Genomic DNA, 18,490 nt, shown 5'->3' on the forward strand with positions numbered 1-18,490 from the left:
TTATCTTTGTGCCCATGCAAAGGCTTTGGGCAATTCTCGTTTTAGTTTTCAGTGTAACCCTTTCTTACGGGCAGGATACCTTACCAGACTTCTCCGTTAAAAAAAGAGAAAAGGGCAAACCCGTGATCAGTTGGCGCAACCAGTACCCCAACGTGCGGCAGTTGACCATCCAACGATCGCCTACGGGAAAAAATCCTTATAAATCTATTCTTACATTACCCGATCCGAACCTTCCGGAAAACGGGTTCATGGATGTTTCCGCCCCGCACGACAGCATGTATTATCGTTTGTATATCCTCCTGGACAGTGGGAAATATGTTTTCTCTACTCCCCAAAAGGCCGTACTGGATACAAGTTCAACCCAGGAACCATCCAATATTACCACGGGTAATGTTTCCACAGGACGGATTCCGGGTCAGGGGGCTACCAATCTCCCTCCTTCCACCGGTCAGCCGGTGTACATTAAAGTGAAGGATTCCCTGGCGGGGATGATCTACGATTCCCAATTGAAAAGGTTCCGTGATTCCGTATTGTACAGAACAAAAGATACGTTACTGTTCCTCACAAAAGACACCTTGCAGATCAGGCCGTTCGTGCCCAAAGAAGTGTACAGGCCATCCCTGTACGTATTCACCGGAAAAGACGGAAATGTTCAGCTTTCCCTACCGCCGCTGCAACAACCCTATAAAGTGCGGTTCTTCGAGTTTGACACCAACGATTTCCTTTTTGAACTGGAAAAGATCAAAGCCGGAACGCTCACATTGGATAAGGCGAACTTTATAAAATCGGGCTGGTACTGGTTTGAATTGTTTGAGGGCGATAAGTTGAAGGAACGGCACAAGTTGTATATCCCGAAAGATTTCTAGGCCATCACCTGCTCCGCGTAAGCAACTTCGAACACTTCGCTGAAGTAGTGTTTCCATTTGGATTTCACTTCTTCCATATCCAGTTCGCGCCCCAGTTCTTTTTGAAGAGAGGTCACCGCTTTATCCTGGATACCGCAGGGCACGATATAATTAAAGTAAGAAAGGTCGGTATTCACATTAAAGGCGAAACCGTGCATGGTGATCCATCGGCTGCAACGCACGCCCATCGCGCAAATTTTACGTTCTTTCCCCTTAATGGAGGCATCCAGCCAAACGCCGGTTTCACCAGGCGAGCGTTCACCTTTCAAGCCGTAATCCGCCATTACACGAATCACCACTTCTTCCAGGTTGCGGAGGTACTTTCCGATATCGGTATAAAATTTTTCAAGATCGAGTATGGGGTAGCCCACCAATTGTCCGGGTCCGTGAAAAGTGATGTCCCCGCCCCTGTTTATTTTGAAGAAAGAAATCCCTTTCTCCCGCTGCTCTTCCTCAGATATCAGCACATGTTCCATGTGGCCGCTTTTTCCCAACGTATATACCGGGGGGTGTTCCACCAGTAAAACCTGGTGTTTTGTTGGCACGAGATTGGGGTCCGTAATACCTTCCTCGCGGGCGCTCGCTTTAACGTCCAGGTTTTCCTTCAAAATCGCCTCCTGAAGATCCCATGTTTCCTTGTATTCCTTTCTGCCCAGGTCGGTAAGGTGAATAAGTCGGCTTTCCTTCATAATATTGCAAAGTTAAAGGATGCCCACTAAATTCACGCTGATGATGGATGATGATAAGGATTTGCAGGAAAGTTCAGAAGAACTGTATGAACGCCAGACTATTGTAACCAATAAGGGACAGGAGCCTTACCGCATAGATAAGTTCCTGATGAACCGGATCGAAGGCGCCACGCGCAACAAAGTGCAACAGGCCATTGAAGCCGGCAGGGTACTGGTAGATGGTAAGCAGGTGAAATCGAATTTTAAAGTGAAGGCGAACATGGAGATCGTGGTCTATTCCGACCGCGAACACATTGGCGAAGAAATTATCCCGGAAGAGATGCCCCTCAACATCTTCCATGAAGATGAGGATATCATTATCATCAATAAACCCGCCGGACTGGTGGTGCATCCCGGCTCCGGCAACAGATCTGGCACGCTCATCAACGGCGTAGCCTGGTACCTGCAGCAGCAGAACAAAGCCATCAGCGAAGAAACACTGCCCCGCTTCGGCCTGGTACACCGCATCGACAAGAACACCAGCGGACTGATGGTATTGGCGAAAACTTCCAAAGCAGTGAGCTCACTGGCCAAACAATTCTTCGATCATACCGTACACCGCCGGTACATTGCCCTTGTTTGGGGAGATGTGCAGGAAGATGAAGGCACCATCATCGCGCATGTGGGCCGTCACCAGCGCTTCCGGAAATTATTTGAAGCCTATCCTGAAGGTGAATATGGTAAAGATGCCATCACGCATTACAAAGTGCTGGAACGCTTCGGTTACGTAACACTGGTAGAATGCAGACTGGAAACAGGAAGAACCCACCAGATCCGCGTGCACATGAAACACCTGGGGCACCCGCTTTTCAACGATGATTTTTACGGCGGCGATAAGATCGTGAAAGGTACAGTGTTCAGTAAATACAAACAGTTCGTGGACAACTGCTTCGAAATATGCCCACGGCACGCGTTGCACGCGAAGGAACTCGGTTTTGTGCATCCGGGCACGAAGGAGTTTATCCTGTTCAACAGCGAGATTCCGCAGGATATGGAAAGGGTGATTGAGAAGTGGCGTGGGTATGCGAAGGTGAAGCCGGGGAATCTGCCGGAGTAGTTTTTCTGCTTCGTTCCTCGCAGTTACATGATTGATTCGTTTCTCGCAAAGACGCAAGGGAGCGGAGACGCAAAGCCTTGTTTGTATTTGAGCTGGTTTAGTTTCGGTAGCAGTTTATCACGCGATTGCTTTGTGCTGCGCACTGCAAGGGAGCAAGGGCGCAAAGAGCGGTTGAGGTGTTGCTTGTTGAATTTTTTGTTTCACGCAACGACGCCACGGCGCGACGAACTGTTCAGTTGGGAATGGTTGATTTTTTAGAATCAATTTATTTTATAAGAACCTTTACTTTTTTCTGTGGCTCTTCCAATATATTTAATTAATTACCTGCTGTTATTAAACAACCTCAACAAGAAATTAAATAGCGCTCTAACGTTGCGCCGTGGCGTCGTAGCGAGAAAAAATATATCCGAAATAATCTGTCCAAACACAAACAAGACTTTGCGTCTCCGCTCCTTTGCGTTGCGCAGTGCGCAGCACAAAGCAATCGCGTGGCTCCGAGGAACGAAGAAGTCGTGTGAACCCTATTTAGGGAACACCATCCTGTAATCCACCCGTATCTTCCCTTTAGAAATATCGTCCAGCTTACCTTTCAGCAATTTTCTTTTTAAGGGCTTCAGATAGTCGATAAACAGTTTCCCTTCGATGTGGTCGTATTCGTGCTGGATGATACGTGCGGTAAGGCCATTGAACGTTTTTACCTGGGGTTGAAAATTCACGTCGAGGTATTCCATGGTGATCGTTGCGGGGCGGTACACATCTTCCCTTACTTTGGGGATGCTGAGGCAGCCTTCACTGTAGGCCCATTCTTCTCCTTCATAAGTAGTGATTTTCGCGTTGATGAAGGTTTCCCTGATACCTGGTTCGTCCGGGTATTCTCCTTTTTCATCTTCTTCCTGGCTTTCAAATATCTGGGCGCTGTCCACCACGAAAAGGCGGATGGGCTTATTGATCTGGGGCGCGGCGAGACCTACGCCGTTGCTGGCGTACATGGTTTCCCACATATCGGCGATCAGTTTTTCAAGTCCGGGATAATCTTTTGTGATGTCATCAGCAATTTTTCTCAACACCGGCAATCCGTAAGCAACGATCGGTAAAATCATAGATTAATCTTAATGGGCAAAGGTACTATTTTTTGGAGAGTGGAGCGGTTACATCCTGTTCATATACTCCTGTAACAGAATGGTGGCGGCTATTTCGTCCACCAGGGCTTTGTTCCTTCTGGCTTTTTTTTTCAGGCCACTGTCGATCATGGTTTGGACGGCCATCTTTGACGTGTAGCGCTCATCCACCCTTTCGAGGGGAATATGGGGGAATTCCTTCTGCAACTTTTTAATCGCGGCTTCCACTAGTGGCGTGGCATGTGTATCGGAATCGTCCCAGTTTTTCGGTTCCCCGATAATGATCTGCCCCACCTGCTCCTGCTGGAAATATTTTTTCAGGAAAGGGATCAGTTCCTGGGAAGGAATGGTGGTGAGCCCGGTCGCGATGATGCGCAGGGGGTCGGTAACCGCGATGCCAGTTCTTTTTCCGCCATAATCTATTGAGAGTATCCTCGACATAATTTCAGTTTAAAAAACAAGCATATCGCTCACTACAAAAACGGCGAAAGCCACGCTGGCAATGCCGTTCGCGGTCATAAAAGCGATGTTCACCCTGGAAAGATCATCCGGTTTAACAATGGAGTGCTGGTAAACCAGCATACCAGTAAACAACGCTGTCCCCAACCAGTACAGGAGATGAAAATGGCCAACGAACCCAATGCTTACAACAAGAATTCCAGCCACCACATGCAATAGTTCAGAGAACCGGAGCGCGTTCTTCCTGCCCAGCCAAACCGGGATCGAATGCAGTTCCTGGGAACGGTCGAACTCCTCATCCTGCAACGCATAGATAATATCGAATCCACTTACCCAGCACAACACTACCAATGAAAACAACACAGGTACAATATGAAAGACGCCGGTTACCGCAAGATAGGCCCCGATAGGCGCCAGGGAAAGCCCCAACCCCAGCACCAGGTGGCACAAAGGTGTGAAGCGTTTGGTATAACTGTAAAACAGAATCACGAACAAAGCCACAAAAGACAGGTAAAAACAAAGCGGGTTGATGAACCAGGTGGTAACCACGAACCCAATGCAATTCAGGATCACGAACAACAAAGCGCTGTTGGCCGAAATGATACCCGCCGGAATCTCACGGATGGCCGTTCTGGGATTCTTCGCGTCGAAATGTTTATCGAGCCAGCGGTTGAATGCCATGGCGGCGCTGCGGGCGAACACCATACAGAGCAATACGAGCAGGAAGGTTACCCACAAAGGTTTGGGGCCTTCAAAATGCCAGGACGAATGCGTTGCATCCGCATGGAAGACATTGGCGAGCCACAATTTTACCGGCTCCGCCGTTGCCAGAAAAAAACCTATGATCGCAAACGGCAACGCGAAAATGGTATGCGAAAATTTGATGAGGGATAAATAACTGTTGACCTTACTACGCATTGCTCCTGATTTTTGAAAAAAGATCCCATGCCACGATGCCCGCTGTAACCGAAACATTGAGGGAATGTTTCATACCCAGCTGCGGCACTTCAATACAGCCTTCGCACAAAGGTAATACGGAAGCCTGAACGCCCTCCACTTCATTGCCCAGTATCAGGGCCAGCTTCTCTCCTGCTTCCGGTTCAAATTCATTCAGCATCCTACTGCCTTCCGCCTGTTCTATCGCCCAAACTTTATAGCCGTTATTAATCAGTTCTTCCACTGCCTCTTTTAATGAAGCGGCATAACGCCATTGCACGGTTTCCGTGGCGCCCAAGGCGGTTTTATGGATATCGCGGTGCGGTGGCTGCGGCGTGTAGCCGCACAGTACGATACTTTCCAGCAGGAAGGCATCGGCCGTTCTGAATATGCTGCCCACGTTGTGCATACTCCGCACATTGTCGAGCACCAATACCAACGGTGTTTTTTCGGAAAGACGGAATTCCTGGACGGTTTTACGCCCCAGTTCATCCATACTCAATTTTCGCATGGGCGCAAAGTTAAGCCTTTAACCCGCTAAAATCTGAATGATCATCCAGGTGAGAAAGGCGACCAGGGTCCAGCCCGCGTACAGGAGCCAGTTGGGATACTTATAATTTGCCGGGAGCACTTTACCTTGGTGCACGCCAATTAAGAGCAGGGCCACCGCTACCGGAAGAATGAATCCGTTCATGGTGCCCGCCCAAACCAATACCTGAACCGGGTTTCCGATAAAAATAAAGGCAAGCGCAGACAACCAAATGAATACCAATGTTATAGTACGATAACTCTTGTCGATTACCGGGTGAACAGAGCGGAGAAAACTGATGGAGGTATAAGCGCATCCCACAACAGAAGTAATGGCCGCGGCCCAAAGGATAAAACCGAAAATCATCCTGCCGGCATCCCCCATCGCAAACTGGAATACCATGGCAGCGGGATTGGCCCCGCCCTCCAGGTTCGCACCGGCCAGCACCACACCCAAAGCCACCAGGTACAACAAACAGCGCATTACTGTGGCGAGCAGGATGCCCCTTACACTGCTCCGGGTTACTTCCGGAACAGCGGATACACCCTTCACACCCGCTTCCAATAAGCGGTGCGCTCCGGCGAAACTGATGTAACCGCCTACGGTTCCGCCCACCAATGTAACAATGGCCCTGGCGCTCGTTTGTTCAGGCAATACAAATCCTTTCAAAACCGCGGTTCCGGGAATGGAAACGCCGCTTAGTACAAAAATCATCATACCGATCATGGTAACGCCAAGTATTTTGGTGAACCAGTCCAGCGCTTTACTGGCATCTTTCAAAGAAAATATTATGGTGGCGATAACAGCGCTGATGAGTACACCAGTTTTTACAGGGATACCGGCCAACGCCTCTAATCCCATCCCCGTTCCCGCGAAGTTCCCGATGTTGAAAACCAGTCCACCGGCCACGATCAGTATCGATAAAACAGTGCCCATACCGGGCAAAACCCTGTTCACGATATCTGGCGCCTTTTGTTCGGCCACAGTAACGATGCGCCAGATGTTCAGTTGCGCCACAATGTCCAGCAGCACCGAAACAAGTATCACGAACCCAAATGAGGTGAGCAGTTCTTTGGTAAAAAGGGTGGTTTGGGTAATGAAACCCGGACCAATGGCCGAAGTGGCCATAAGAAATGCCGCACCCCAGAACGGCGTTGTTTTTTTTATTGTCATAACCTTTTCAGGAAGGATTTATTAGAGATGAATGTAAAGCGCGAGCAATGTCCAGCGCAGCGGGATGGTCACCATGGAGACAAAGCGTATCGGCTTCCACCGAAATTATTGTTCCTTCGGATGTATGAATTTCTTTGCTGAAAATCATACTACGCGCATGTATAAGCGCCGCCTCCGGCTCATTGATGACCGCATTGGGGTGTGACCTCGGCAGCAATTTCCCGTTTGATGAATAATTCCTGTCTGCGAATACTTCATTGGCGGTTCTTAATCCCACAGCTTCCGCTGCAGCTATCATACAACTGCCGCTAAGTCCATAGAAAACAAGATCGGGATCAACCTGCATGGTTGCTTCAGCAAGCGTTGCGGCCATTTCCCTGTTCTCCGCGGCCATATTGTACAGCGCGCCGTGCGGTTTTACGTGGTGCAGTTTCAAACCAAGTTTCACGGCCATTTCAAAAGCTTCTTTAACCTGGCGGTAAAACAATTCGTACAGTTCGTTTCTTTCAAGTCTCATTTCTTTTCTGCCAAAATGCTCCTTGTCATCGAAACCAGGATGCGCCCCGATGTTTACCTGGAAAGCGTGGCAAAGCCGCATGGTATGTTCCATCAGCTCCAGGCTCCCGGCATGGCGGCCACAGGCGATATTGGCGGAATGAATATAGGGCATGAGCGCGGCATCGTTGGGCATTCCTTCGCCCATATCGCAATTGATGTCTACCTGCATTTGTATTGTTTAAGATGCGCGTCTGTCGCGGCCTGAAGGATGTGCAGTTCCTGCTCCATGGCATAACAGAGTTTTTCTGCCACAGACAGTTCAGCGGTATGGAAACGAACAAACTGTCCGGGTTTAAGCTGTGCAAGTTTGGGAAGATGCGCGCTGATGATATGTCCAACCCTTGGGTATCCTCCGGTGGTCTGATGATCGGCGGCGAGAATAATGAGTTGTCCCGAAGGCAGCAGTTGGATGGTGCCCGAAGTAACGGCGGAAGAAATCAACTCTTCCTCGTATACTCTTTTCAGTGCGGGTCCCTGTAACTGGTACCCCATTCTATCGGATGCTGGTTTTACCATAAAACCCTGTGAGGATACGGCATAGCGCGATGTTTCGGTTAACGTATCCCATTCTTTTCCCCGCGTGAAGAAAAGTGTATTCGGGTTGTGGTACACGGGTGCCACATTGGCCTTCCAGGGGAGGGTTTGGAGCAGATGATCATCGTGTACCCAGGTTTGCCAGTCGATTTCACATTCTTTGAAAATGATCGCATCTCCGTTTTGCAACTTGCGGCCCCTGAAACCTCCTTTGCCAATGCTCAAACCCGTTCCGGTACTGCCGAGCCAGCTTTCGGCTTCAATGCCGCCGGCGATCGCAAGATAACCACGCATGCCGGAGCCGCCGCCCCTGAACTGAAGAATGGTATTTCGCCGCACGATAACGGGTTGCCACACTGGCAGTGGGCGGTCGTTGAGGAAGGGTTGCCATTCCGCGCCACCAATGGCGATGAGCGCATCTTTCTCAAAAAGGAACTGGCCGGAAGGAAAGTGCATTTCGATCACCGTTTCATTCATGGGATTCCCTACCAGCAGGTTCACTACCCGTGCCGCGTAGCGGTCCACGGCGCCCCCGGGATTGATGCCCCAATGCTGAAAGCCGTACCTCCCGGTATCCTGCAGCGTATCCAGCACGCCTTGTCTGATCACTTTAATGCTCATCGGGCCTGTGTTTTTCTTTTATCGTCCTGAATTCCTCTGCTGAAATAGGGTAAAACTGCACCTGGTCGCCTGCGGCGAAATAAGTGGGGTGGTCCAGGGAAGGATCGAACATGGGAACGGGCGTACAACCCAGTATGCACCATCCACCCGGAGAACTGACGGGATAAATACCCGTTTGTCCCGCGGCTATCCCCACGCTGCCCGCCGGCACCTGCTGGCGCGGCGTTTCTTTCCTGGCCACTTTCAGTACGTCGGGCAGCACACCCATATAGGGAAAGCCGGGCAGGAAGCCGAGCAGGAATACCTGGTACACTCTTTCCGAATGCAGTTGTACGATTTCCTCCCAATGCAGCGCTGTGGCCTGCATTACTTCCTGTTTATCCAGGCAATATGGTTCTTCGTAACAAACAGGGAGCCGGTTTACAGGCAATGCTGTTCTCTGGGCAGGAATGGCTTTTTCCCAGGCATCTTCCAACCGCTCCCGCATAAACGCCGCCGCATCTTGCGCCCCTGACTTACGAATCGGGTACACATCATATATAATAGTAACTGAATTGTAAGATGGAACAGCATCCTGCAGTCCGGTAATGTGCTGCTGGCGCAACCACTCTGCCATGGTCACCATTTTCGCGTTCACCGGCAGGCTGATCTTATCCCCTGTTTGGAGCGTAAGGCTGTGATCTCCAAGGGAAAATATTTCGTACTCTTTACTCATATTGGGTTGGTGCCATGAATTTAAGACAATCTCCCGGCAGCAGATGCAATTTTTTATTTTCGGCGTTATACACTAAACTTGCATCGAAGCGAGGCATAATTCATCATTATAATTGAATATGGCAAAGAATTTACTGATCGTGGAGTCGCCGGCCAAAGCCAAAACCATCGAGAAGATCCTGGGAAAAGATTTCGAGGTGAAGAGTTGTTACGGGCATATCCGCGACTTGGAGAAAGATGATATGGGAATTGATATAGCCAATAATTATCAACCCCGTTACACCGTTCCTGATGAAAAGGAAAAGGTGGTGCGCGACCTGCGTCAGCTTGCCAAAAAAGCCGATGAGGTTTGGCTCGCATCGGATGAGGACCGGGAAGGAGAAAGTATATCCTGGCACCTTGCGGAAGTGCTGGGACTCGACCCGGCCACTACCAAACGCATCGTTTTCCACGAAATTACCGCACCCGCCATTAAAAAAGCGGTGAGCAACCCAAGACACATCAACCTTAACCTGGTGAATGCACAACAGGCCCGCCGTGTACTCGACAGGCTCGTGGGCTTCGAACTCAGTCCCGTACTCTGGCGCAAAGTAGGCATGCAACGCAGTCTCAGCGCCGGAAGGGTGCAAAGTGTTGCCGTAAGGCTCATCGTGGAAAGGGAACGTGAGATCAATAACTTCCTGCCCGAAAGCAGTTATAAAATAGAAGCTTTCTTCTCCGCCCTCAACATCAGCAGTAAAAAAGTAACCTTCAAAGCCGAAGGTCCTTCCAAACTGAATAATCCTGAAACCGCGGAAAAATTCCTCGAAAGCTGTAAAGGTGCGAATTACCGTGTATCAGACATCCAGGTGAAGCCCGCCAAACGTACGCCGGCTGCACCTTTCACCACTTCCACCCTTCAGCAGGAAGCCTCCAGGAAACTGGGATATGGGGTAAGCAGAACGATGTTGCTCGCGCAGAAACTGTACGAAAGCGGTAACATCACTTATATGCGTACGGACAGTATCAACCTGAGCGATACGGCCATGGAAGATATCAAGAACGAGATCAACCGTTCCTATGGCGGCAATTATTACCAGCCGAGGAAATACAAGAATAAAAATGAAAGCGCGCAGGAAGCGCACGAAGCCATCCGCCCCACCTACATGAGCAATCATACCGTAGATGATCCGGACGCCAAAAGATTATACGACCTGATCTGGAAAAGAACCATCGCCTCACAAATGAGTGACGCGGAATTCGAAAAAACCATCGCGAAAATTGACATCTCCACCAACCGGGAGCAACTTACCGCCACCGGTGAAGTGCTGAAGTTCGATGGTTTCCTCAAAGCTTATACCGAAGGAAAAGATGAGGAAGAAGAGGATACTGACGCTGAAGGCATGTTGCCACCGCTGGCCGTGAACCAGCAGCTCGACCTAGAGGAAATGACGGCCACTGAAAAATTCACCCGCCCTGCTCCGCGTTATACGGAAGCATCACTCGTAAAAAAACTGGAAGAACTCGGCATTGGACGCCCCTCCACTTATGCGCCCACGATCACCACGATCATGAAACGCAATTACGTGGAGAAACGCGATAAGGACGGGATCAAACGCGAAGTGCACATCATCCGCCTCGATAAGGGCAACCAACTTAAAAAGGAAGTTTCCATTGAAAATACCGGTGCTGAAAAAGGAAAATTGTTCCCCACCGACCTCGGTATGGTGGTCACCGATTTCCTGAAGCAACATTTCAAAAACGTGATGGACTACAACTTCACGGCCAAAATCGAGGAAGAATTTGATGAGATCGCTGATGGCAAACTGAAGTGGAATAAAATGATCGACAGCTTCTACCGGCCCTTCCACAGCGATATCGAGGTAACCCTTGAAACCGCTGAACGTGCCAAAGGAGAACGCGAACTCGGTATTGAACCCGAAACAGGCAAACGTGTGATCGCCAGGATGGGACGTTATGGGCCCATGGTACAGATCGGGGAAGCCACTGATGAAGAAAAACCACGCTTCGCCAAACTGAAAACGGACCAGAGCATTGAAACCATCTCCATGGAAGAAGCCATGGACCTGTTCAAACTCCCGCTCACCTTAGGGGAATACAAGGAAAAAGAAGTCTCAGTGAATGTAGGCAGGTTCGGCCCGTATGTGAAATGGGGCGAGGAATACATCTCCCTTCCAAAAGGAGAAGACCCGCTGACGGTAGACATTGACCGCGCCATTCATCTGATCGGCGAAAAAGAACTTGCGGACGCCCCGATAGCCATGTACGAGGGCAAACCCGTTACCAAAGGCAAGGGAAGGTTCGGGCCATTCATCAAGTGGAACGATCTTTTCATCAACATACCCAGGGCATACAATTTCGACCAGCTTACACAGGCGGATTGCCGGGAACTGATCGAAAAGAAACTGGATAAAGAGGCGAACAGGTACATACAACAGTGGCCATCGGAGAAGATATCGATTGAGAACGGAAGATGGGGCCCCTTTGTACGCTTCGGTAAAAAGATGCTTAAATTGGGTAGAAAAGCGGATAATACGAAATACACCGCTGAAGAAGCCGCGGAGATCAGCCTGGAAGAAGTTAAAAAGATGATTGAAGCTGAATTGCCGGATGCTTTTACCAAAAAGGCCCCTGCCAAAAAAGCGGCCCCGAAGAAAGCAGCCGCGAAAAAAACAGCTCCTAAAAAGGCCGCACCCAAAAAGAAGGCCTAAACGTTTACAGCGCGCATGAATGAAACGAAAGAAATATCGGCCCTTTTTCATTTGATAGACGACCCCGATGAAGAAGTTTTCAGTACGGTGGCGAACAGGATCGTGGGCTATGGAAAACCTATCATTCCGAACCTGGAGCACCTTTGGGAAAATACCCCCCAGGAAGCGGTACAATTACGTATTGAACTGCTGATCCACCGGCTGCATTATAAGGACCTCCTGGCCGATTTCACACAATGGGCATCCATGAAGGAACCCGACCTGCTTTCCGGTGCCATACTGGTCGCGCGTTTTCAGTACCCGGATCTTGTTGTGAGCCAGGTATTGCAGGAAGTGGAAAAACTACGCCGAAACGTATGGCTCGAACTCAATACCTACCTCACTTCACTGGAACAGGCCAATGTACTGGGCACTATCCTGTACAATTATTTTAACCTGAAAGGACTGGAAACGTCCTATCAGCAACCCAACGATTTCCTCATCAACAAGGTACTGGATGCCAAAAAAGGCAACCCGGTGGGCAACGGAATACTGTATCTCATCCTTTGCGAAATGCTGGAGGTGTCCATTAAAGTGATCAATATCCCCCGCCAGTTTATTCTCGCCTATTTCGATTCAGAATTTGATTTTGAAGAAATGCGGCAGGAGCCTGAAGATAAAATTCAGTTCTACATCGACCCCATGAACGGGCATGTATATACGCAACAGGATATAGAAACCTATTTTAAACGGATATCCGTTCCGCCCACTGTTTCTTACTTCAAGCCCTTCAGCAACAAAAGGGTGATCCAGCACCTGCTGGAAGAACTCGCCAAATGCTTCGAGGACGAGAAGAATCTGTATAAGAAAGAAGAGTTGCTGCAACTCGCCAATATCGTTCACCCGTAATGACCATTCAAAGTTCCGGCTGGCAAACCGATGCACTGGTAACGATTCCCGAATCGTTGCTGCTCTCTTATGCCTGGTATTGCTTTGCCAGTGCCCATACAGACTTTACTCCTCATTTTTTAACCGGCGGGATCATACTTTCATGCTTCGTGGCGCTGCTGATGAGCGCGGGCGCATGGCTGGCCTGGAAAAAAGAAATCCGGGAAAGTGAGGCTGCACGTGAGACACAACTCATGCGCGCACTGGATATGGAGGAAAACATCCTCCACGAAGCCGTGAAGGACCATGAGCTGGATCAGCTAAAGTGGAACGAGATGATCCGTGAAAACATCGGGGCCACACCGTTAAAACACCGTTCCATCGTACCTATACTCCTTCGTACATTTGTATTCGCGTTACTCGCCTGTTGTTCCCTTCCATTGCTGCATGCTTCCGGATGGATTCAGCATGCCTGGCAATTGCACGCCGTGGCAGCCGCACTGCTGCCTGTTGTGGGCGCATGGAAGTTCGGTATTACAGGAAGGAAACCCTGGCCCGGTGCATTGCGGATGCTGGCCAATGGTGCGGTTATATATATAGTCGTGAAAATATTGTTTGCGATTACGGGATGAGATCAAATGGAACAGTTTAAATCGTTAGCCTTTCATACAAACTATTTGTTTAAATGAAAGGCTGCGAAAATATACTCCTACCCTTTTTTCTCTACTGGTAATTTCATAGCCGGGAACAAGGATGCGATCAGCATACCCGCTGATGCCACCTGCGCAAGGATGATGCCCAGTTTCAGTTCGGGACATTCGCCCGCGTAACAAACATTCATGATCAGCAGGTTGCGGATGCTCCAGGCCAGGTTGGCGCCACAGAAAAAGAAGTTGTACCGTTTTGCCCAAACTTTCGGGATCAGGAAGAATGCGATCGCCGCCACGGTAAAAACGAGGTTCATGTAAGCCGGTCTGCCGAAATTGGTGCCTTCCGCATGCAAACCTGTTACCGTGATGTCCTTGGATTCGATATAAATCCATGGAAGAAAAACGGAAACGATCATCAGCAACGATGCCACAAGGCCTGTTTGGGTGGAATACTTCATCCGGGAAATTTTCGCAAAAATAAGGTATTCGCCCGCTTCGGAAACTATTCTTTACCCGGCATTTATTCCAGGATCAGTTCAATCACCGGAACCTCTACGCCTGGTTTAACAACAGGCAGTTGGAGCACCACATCCCCCGCATTACCTGTTTCCGTGGTATGGCTCCCTGAAGCAGCGGGTGAGCTGAACCTGATCTCTGAACCATCGTGCAGAAACTGGGCATAACGGAATTTACCCTTATACCCGGGCAGGTGCAGCGATTTAAAGGGCCATTGCAACACATGGATATAGAGTCTTTTGGTGGTGGCGTTGTAGGTAAGCAGGCAGTTTGGGGGTTTGCTGAAAGTGGCGGGCGCTTCCGTGCAACCATAGATCGAACGGTTGTTGTAACGCATCCATTTTCCAATACCTTCCAGTCTTTCAGTGGCACGTTCATCAAAATTGCCCCTTGCTGTTGGTCCGACGTTCAGCAACAGGTTGCCCCCCTTGCTCACCGTTTCGATCAACATCAAGATGAGTTGGTTCACGGACTTCCAGGTGTTTTCATCTCGGTGATACCCCCAGGATCCGGAAAAAGTCTGGCAGGTTTCCCAGGGTACTTTCTTTCCATTCACCTTTACCCATTCAGAAGGTATGAATTGTTCCGGGGTTTTATAATCCCAGCCCCAATCGGTATCGTTCAGGTCCAGCCTGTCGTTTACGATGATCTGCGGCTGGAGCTGGCGCACCAGTTTCAGGAGGTTTTCCGAATCCCATTCGTTCCGCCCTTTTCCGTTGTAGGAGAAGTCCAGGAACAGTTCATCTATTTTTCCGTACTGCGTCAGCAACTCACGGAGCTGGTCCTTCATGTATTGCTGGTATACCTTCATATCGCGCTTCGTATTTTCTTCCGCCCTTTTCGCAGGATCTGCAGGCGTGGGAGGGTGACTTCCATCCAGACTGAAATGGGGATGATTCCAATCGATGAGAGAATAATAAAAGCCGATGCGGATCCCTTCCGCACGAAAAGCTTCCACCATAGGTTTGATCAGGTCTTTGCCATAAGGCGTATTGGTGATTTTGTATTCCGTGAACTTTGTATCCCAGAGGCAAAAACCTTCGTGGTGCTTGGTAGTGATCACCATATATTTCATACCGGCTAATTTTGCCTGCCGCGCCCATTCTTTCGGATCGAACATATCTGGATTGAACAGGGAGAAATATTTGCGGTAATTTTCTGGCGATATTTTTTCATAGTGTTGTACCCATTCGTGGCGCGCCGGCATGGCATAAAGTCCCCAGTGAATAAAGAGTCCGAATCTATCGTTCGTCCACCAGGCCATTCTTTTTTCTTTCTGTTCCGGTGTTTCTTTTGCCCAGGCAGGCCGTTGCTGCGCGAAAGTTCCTTTGAGCAGACAAATCACTACAAGGGAAGCGAACATTCTTTTAACGATGGAAGGCATCATGGCAAATCGTTTTATCCCTACAAATGTACTGGTTGCGTCAGGCAGCCGTTGGCCGGAATTGGCTGAATTATAAAGTATTTTGGCCGGACATGCCACGCAAACCTTTGCGTAAATTTCCGCCACTGTTAAGATTTATTTAACACTATTTGAACGCAAGCCGCACTAAAAACACGGGAAACGAACGCAAGTTTCATCATGTATTGCCGTCTTAACCTCTGTTCCTGACGGAACAACCAGGCTCATTAACCACCACATACCCAATCGCTCATGAATAAACGCATCAGCACCTTACTGATCGTTGTGTTAGTAACCTTTGCCAAATCTTCACTTTTCGCGCAAACCAAGGGGGATATCCGCGGCGTTGTGATCAGCGCTGAAACGGGTAAACCCCTTGAGAACGCGACCATTAACGTGCTTCTTCAGAAAGACTCTTCCACGGTTGGCTATAAGATCACTGATAAAAAAGGGGAATTTTCTATTGCCAACCTCAATTATGGCGCTTATGTTCTGAGCCTCACCTTTATAGGCCATGAATACAAAGAGGTACCCTTCGTGCTGGACAAAAAATCCCTTTTGCTTGATACCGTTACCCTTATGAACTCCGCGGCCACCCTGGATGAAGTAGTGGTGAGCTTCAAAAAGCCGCCGATGGTGGTGAAAGAAGATACCATTGAATTCAACGCCGATTCCTATAAGGTAAAACCAGAGGCCCTTGCGGAAGATTTGCTCAAAAAACTTCCAGGGATTGAAGTGGACCGCGATGGCAACATCACGGCGAACGGTCAGCAGATTACCCAGGTTTATGTGGATGGGAAACCTTTCTTCGGCGGAGATTTCAAGATGGCCACGCAAAACCTGCCCGCGAACATCCTCGATAAAATACAGGTGGTAGATAAAAAAACAGACAAGGCACGTTTCACCAAAGTGGACGATGGCCAAAGGGAAAAGATCATCAACATCACCATTAAAAAAGACAAACGCTTCGGCTATTTCGGGAGAGGAAACGCCGGATACGGTACTGATGACCGTTACAATGGCCGCGTTACGTTTAACCGCTTCAAAGGCGACAGGCAGATTTCCGTTTTCGGCTCCGCGGGCAACATCAACGCAGGTGGCCGTGGGGACGACCAGCGTGCCAGCAACGGACTAAATACCAACCAGAGAATGGGTATTAACTACAGGAACAATTATGATAAGAAACTGGACATCGCTTCGTCGGTTTCTTACGGCAACAATGAGTCCATTACCGCCAACGACATCAAAAGACAAAACGTTCAAACCAACCCCGTACTCATTAACGATGAACGGCAAAGAGGGGAAAGAAACAATAAAAGCTTCAACTGGAACGCCGATATGGAATACAAACCGGATTCCATGACGGAAGTAAGAGGAAAAATCAATGCCACTTACGGTGATAACAACAATATACAGCGCAACGCCATTTACCTTCTCCGCGGTTTTACCGATACTTCCAGCGCGGGTTACCGGAATAACTTCAGCAATGGCAATACCCTGAACTTCTCCGGAGAACTGAACATCATGCACCGCTTCAAAAAAGAAAGAAGAAGCATGACCTTCGGCCTGACCTCCAATAACGGTTTCAGCAACAATGAATCTATTGTTAATTATTTCAACGAAGGCACTGATGTGAACGGAAATCCGTTTACAGAACGGCGGGACCAACTTACCAACAACGATTCCAGGAACAACCGCATCAATTTGTCGTTCTCTTATACAGAGCCGATCTTCAAATCCAATCTTATTGAGTTTACCTATGGCTACAACTGGAGCGTAAACAACAGTGACCGTGAAACATTTGACGCGGACAATGGCAAATACGATCAGCTGAACGACTCGCTCACCAACAGGTTCGTAAACAGAAGCAATAATCAACGTGCGGGATTGAAGTTCGTGGGCATAGGAAAATTCTACAATTACAATTTTGGCGTAGATATGCAGGATATCCTTCAGCGAAACAACAACATCACGAAGGACTCCCTCGTAAAACAGGATTTCACCAATTTCCTGCCGTCGGCCGGCATCACCTTCTTCAATAAGAAAGGTCGTAATATAAACCTGTTTTATAACGGAGAGGTGCGCCAGCCCACCCTTCAGCAACTGCAACCTGTTCCCGATGCCAGTGATCCATTGTACCAGTTCAGTGGGAATCCCGATCTGAAAAATGAATTCACGAACAACTTCAATTACAAGTATGATGAAGTGATCAGAAATTCAGAAATCAACATCAATTTCGCAGGAAGTTATAGTACCACCCGCGATAAGATTATCAACAATACTGTTGTTGACCGAAGTACCGGTAAACGTTTCGTAACGCCAGTAAACGTAAACGGTGTTTGGCAAACAGGGGCTAATCTGGGCTACGGCATGCCCATCGTCAAAAAAGTACTCCGTTATTCACTCAGCTTCGGCACAAACTATAATAACGGCGTATCCTTCGTGGAAAACAAGCAGAATAAACTGACCAACTTCAATTACAATATCGGCGGAAGACTGAACGCGGATGTAGGTGAATGGCTTGAATTCTCTTACAGCACACGTTTCAACCGAAACAGCGTAAAATATTCACTGCAATCAAACCTTAATACGGTTTTCTATACCAATACCCACAGCTTCGATATTTCCGTTGAAGCGCCTGGTGGCATCGAACTGAAATCCGGTTTCGATATTCGCGAAAACAGGGGGAATACCGCGCAGTTCAACCAAACCGTTTCCCTTCTGAACGCAGAACTGGTGAAGCACCTTATGAAAAGAAGAATGCAGATTTCCATCCAGGGATTTGACCTGCTGAACCAGAACCAGAACATCAACCGGACAGTTACCCCTGAATTCATCCTCGACGAGGTTAGGAACACACTCACCCGCTATTTCATGCTGAACATCGCTTACCGTTTTGGTAAGTTCGGCGGCGGTGGTGGTGGCAGAGGTCCGGGCGGACCAGGTGGCGGGCCACGTGGCGGTGGTGGTGGTTTCGGTGGCGGACGAGGGATGAGAATGTAATGTACCCGG

The 18,490-nt window shown here is 48.9% G+C and carries 17 protein-coding genes; 6 read left to right on the plus strand and 11 right to left on the minus strand.

The features are described from left to right. Positions 1-14: 14 nt before the first annotated feature. Entirely contained in the window at positions 15-866 is an 852-nt protein-coding gene (locus M4J38_RS08515; RefSeq protein ID WP_251759126.1) for a hypothetical protein, read from the plus strand. On the opposite strand, the gene lipB is transcribed toward M4J38_RS08515, so the two are convergent. Continuing rightward, a complete protein-coding gene (gene lipB, locus M4J38_RS08520; protein WP_251759127.1) occupies positions 863-1,594 on the minus strand; it encodes a lipoyl(octanoyl) transferase LipB in 732 nt (243 codons plus the stop codon). The genes M4J38_RS08515 and lipB overlap by 4 nt on opposite strands. Before the next feature lie 19 nt (positions 1,595-1,613). Here lipB and M4J38_RS08525 point away from each other — a divergent pair, with 19 nt between their 5' ends. After that, complete coding sequence (locus tag M4J38_RS08525) at positions 1,614-2,690, plus strand: RluA family pseudouridine synthase (RefSeq protein WP_251759128.1); 1,077 nt, start codon at positions 1,614-1,616, stop codon at positions 2,688-2,690. Positions 2,691-3,211: 521 nt separating this feature from the next. On the opposite strand, the gene def is transcribed toward M4J38_RS08525, so the two are convergent. From def to pxpB, 8 genes are read right to left on the minus strand one after another with little or no spacing between them, the layout of a single operon-like run. Then, entirely contained in the window at positions 3,212-3,790 is a 579-nt protein-coding gene (def, locus tag M4J38_RS08530) for a peptide deformylase (RefSeq protein WP_251759129.1), read from the minus strand. 48 nt (positions 3,791-3,838) lie between these two features. Further along, a complete protein-coding gene (gene ruvX, locus M4J38_RS08535) occupies positions 3,839-4,249 on the minus strand; it encodes a Holliday junction resolvase RuvX (protein WP_251759130.1) in 411 nt (136 codons plus the stop codon). 9 nt (positions 4,250-4,258) lie between these two features. Then, on the minus strand, positions 4,259-5,185 hold the full coding sequence (locus M4J38_RS08540; RefSeq protein WP_251759131.1) for a UbiA-like polyprenyltransferase: 927 nt from the start codon (positions 5,183-5,185) through the stop codon (positions 4,259-4,261). After that, positions 5,178-5,714: an RNA methyltransferase gene (locus M4J38_RS08545; protein ID WP_251759132.1), complete on the minus strand. Its 537-nt coding sequence runs from the start codon at positions 5,712-5,714 to the stop codon at positions 5,178-5,180. Before M4J38_RS08545 ends, M4J38_RS08540 begins: the two co-directional genes overlap by 8 nt. An 18-nt stretch (positions 5,715-5,732) precedes the next feature. Then, complete coding sequence (locus tag M4J38_RS08550; protein WP_251759133.1) at positions 5,733-6,905, minus strand: NRAMP family divalent metal transporter; 1,173 nt, start codon at positions 6,903-6,905, stop codon at positions 5,733-5,735. A gap of 7 nt (positions 6,906-6,912) precedes the next feature. Continuing rightward, positions 6,913-7,632 (minus strand): 5-oxoprolinase subunit PxpA, encoded by a 720-nt coding sequence (locus tag M4J38_RS08555; protein WP_251759134.1) that lies wholly within the window; start codon positions 7,630-7,632, stop codon positions 6,913-6,915. Continuing rightward, positions 7,623-8,618 carry a biotin-dependent carboxyltransferase family protein gene (locus tag M4J38_RS08560; protein ID WP_251759135.1) on the minus strand — a complete coding sequence of 332 codons (996 nt, stop codon included), beginning with the start codon at positions 8,616-8,618 and terminating at the stop codon, positions 7,623-7,625. Before M4J38_RS08560 ends, M4J38_RS08555 begins: the two co-directional genes overlap by 10 nt. Continuing rightward, positions 8,608-9,333, minus strand: a complete 726-nt coding sequence (pxpB, locus tag M4J38_RS08565) for a 5-oxoprolinase subunit PxpB (RefSeq protein WP_251759136.1) — start codon at positions 9,331-9,333, stop codon at positions 8,608-8,610. Before pxpB ends, M4J38_RS08560 begins: the two co-directional genes overlap by 11 nt. 118 nt (positions 9,334-9,451) lie before the next feature. On the opposite strand from pxpB, the gene topA reads away from it, so the two are divergent. The 3 genes from topA to M4J38_RS08580 are packed head-to-tail and all read left to right on the plus strand — an operon-like array spanning position 9,452 to position 13,542. After that, positions 9,452-12,043 (plus strand): type I DNA topoisomerase, encoded by a 2,592-nt coding sequence (gene topA / locus M4J38_RS08570; protein ID WP_251759137.1) that lies wholly within the window; start codon positions 9,452-9,454, stop codon positions 12,041-12,043. Positions 12,044-12,058: 15 nt separating this feature from the next. Next, a complete protein-coding gene (locus tag M4J38_RS08575) occupies positions 12,059-12,931 on the plus strand; it encodes a transglutaminase-like domain-containing protein (RefSeq protein WP_251759138.1) in 873 nt (290 codons plus the stop codon). Beyond that, complete coding sequence (locus M4J38_RS08580) at positions 12,931-13,542, plus strand: hypothetical protein (RefSeq protein WP_251759139.1); 612 nt, start codon at positions 12,931-12,933, stop codon at positions 13,540-13,542. The genes M4J38_RS08575 and M4J38_RS08580 overlap by 1 nt, the downstream gene beginning before the upstream one ends. A gap of 77 nt (positions 13,543-13,619) precedes the next feature. Here the strand turns inward: M4J38_RS08580 and M4J38_RS08585 are convergent, their stop codons facing one another. Both M4J38_RS08585 and M4J38_RS08590 read right to left on the minus strand, forming a co-directional pair. Beyond that, on the minus strand, positions 13,620-14,018 hold the full coding sequence (locus M4J38_RS08585; protein ID WP_251759140.1) for a hypothetical protein: 399 nt from the start codon (positions 14,016-14,018) through the stop codon (positions 13,620-13,622). 62 nt (positions 14,019-14,080) lie between these two features. After that, on the minus strand, positions 14,081-15,463 hold the full coding sequence (locus tag M4J38_RS08590) for an alpha-L-fucosidase (RefSeq protein WP_251759141.1): 1,383 nt from the start codon (positions 15,461-15,463) through the stop codon (positions 14,081-14,083). A gap of 267 nt (positions 15,464-15,730) precedes the next feature. Here M4J38_RS08590 and M4J38_RS08595 point away from each other — a divergent pair, with 267 nt between their 5' ends. Next, complete coding sequence (locus M4J38_RS08595) at positions 15,731-18,481, plus strand: TonB-dependent receptor (protein WP_251759142.1); 2,751 nt, start codon at positions 15,731-15,733, stop codon at positions 18,479-18,481. Positions 18,482-18,490: the final 9 nt, after the last annotated feature.

Origin of the sequence: Parasegetibacter sp. NRK P23 (assembly GCF_023721715.1) — a bacterium.
GTDB lineage: Bacteria > Bacteroidota > Bacteroidia > Chitinophagales > Chitinophagaceae > Parasegetibacter.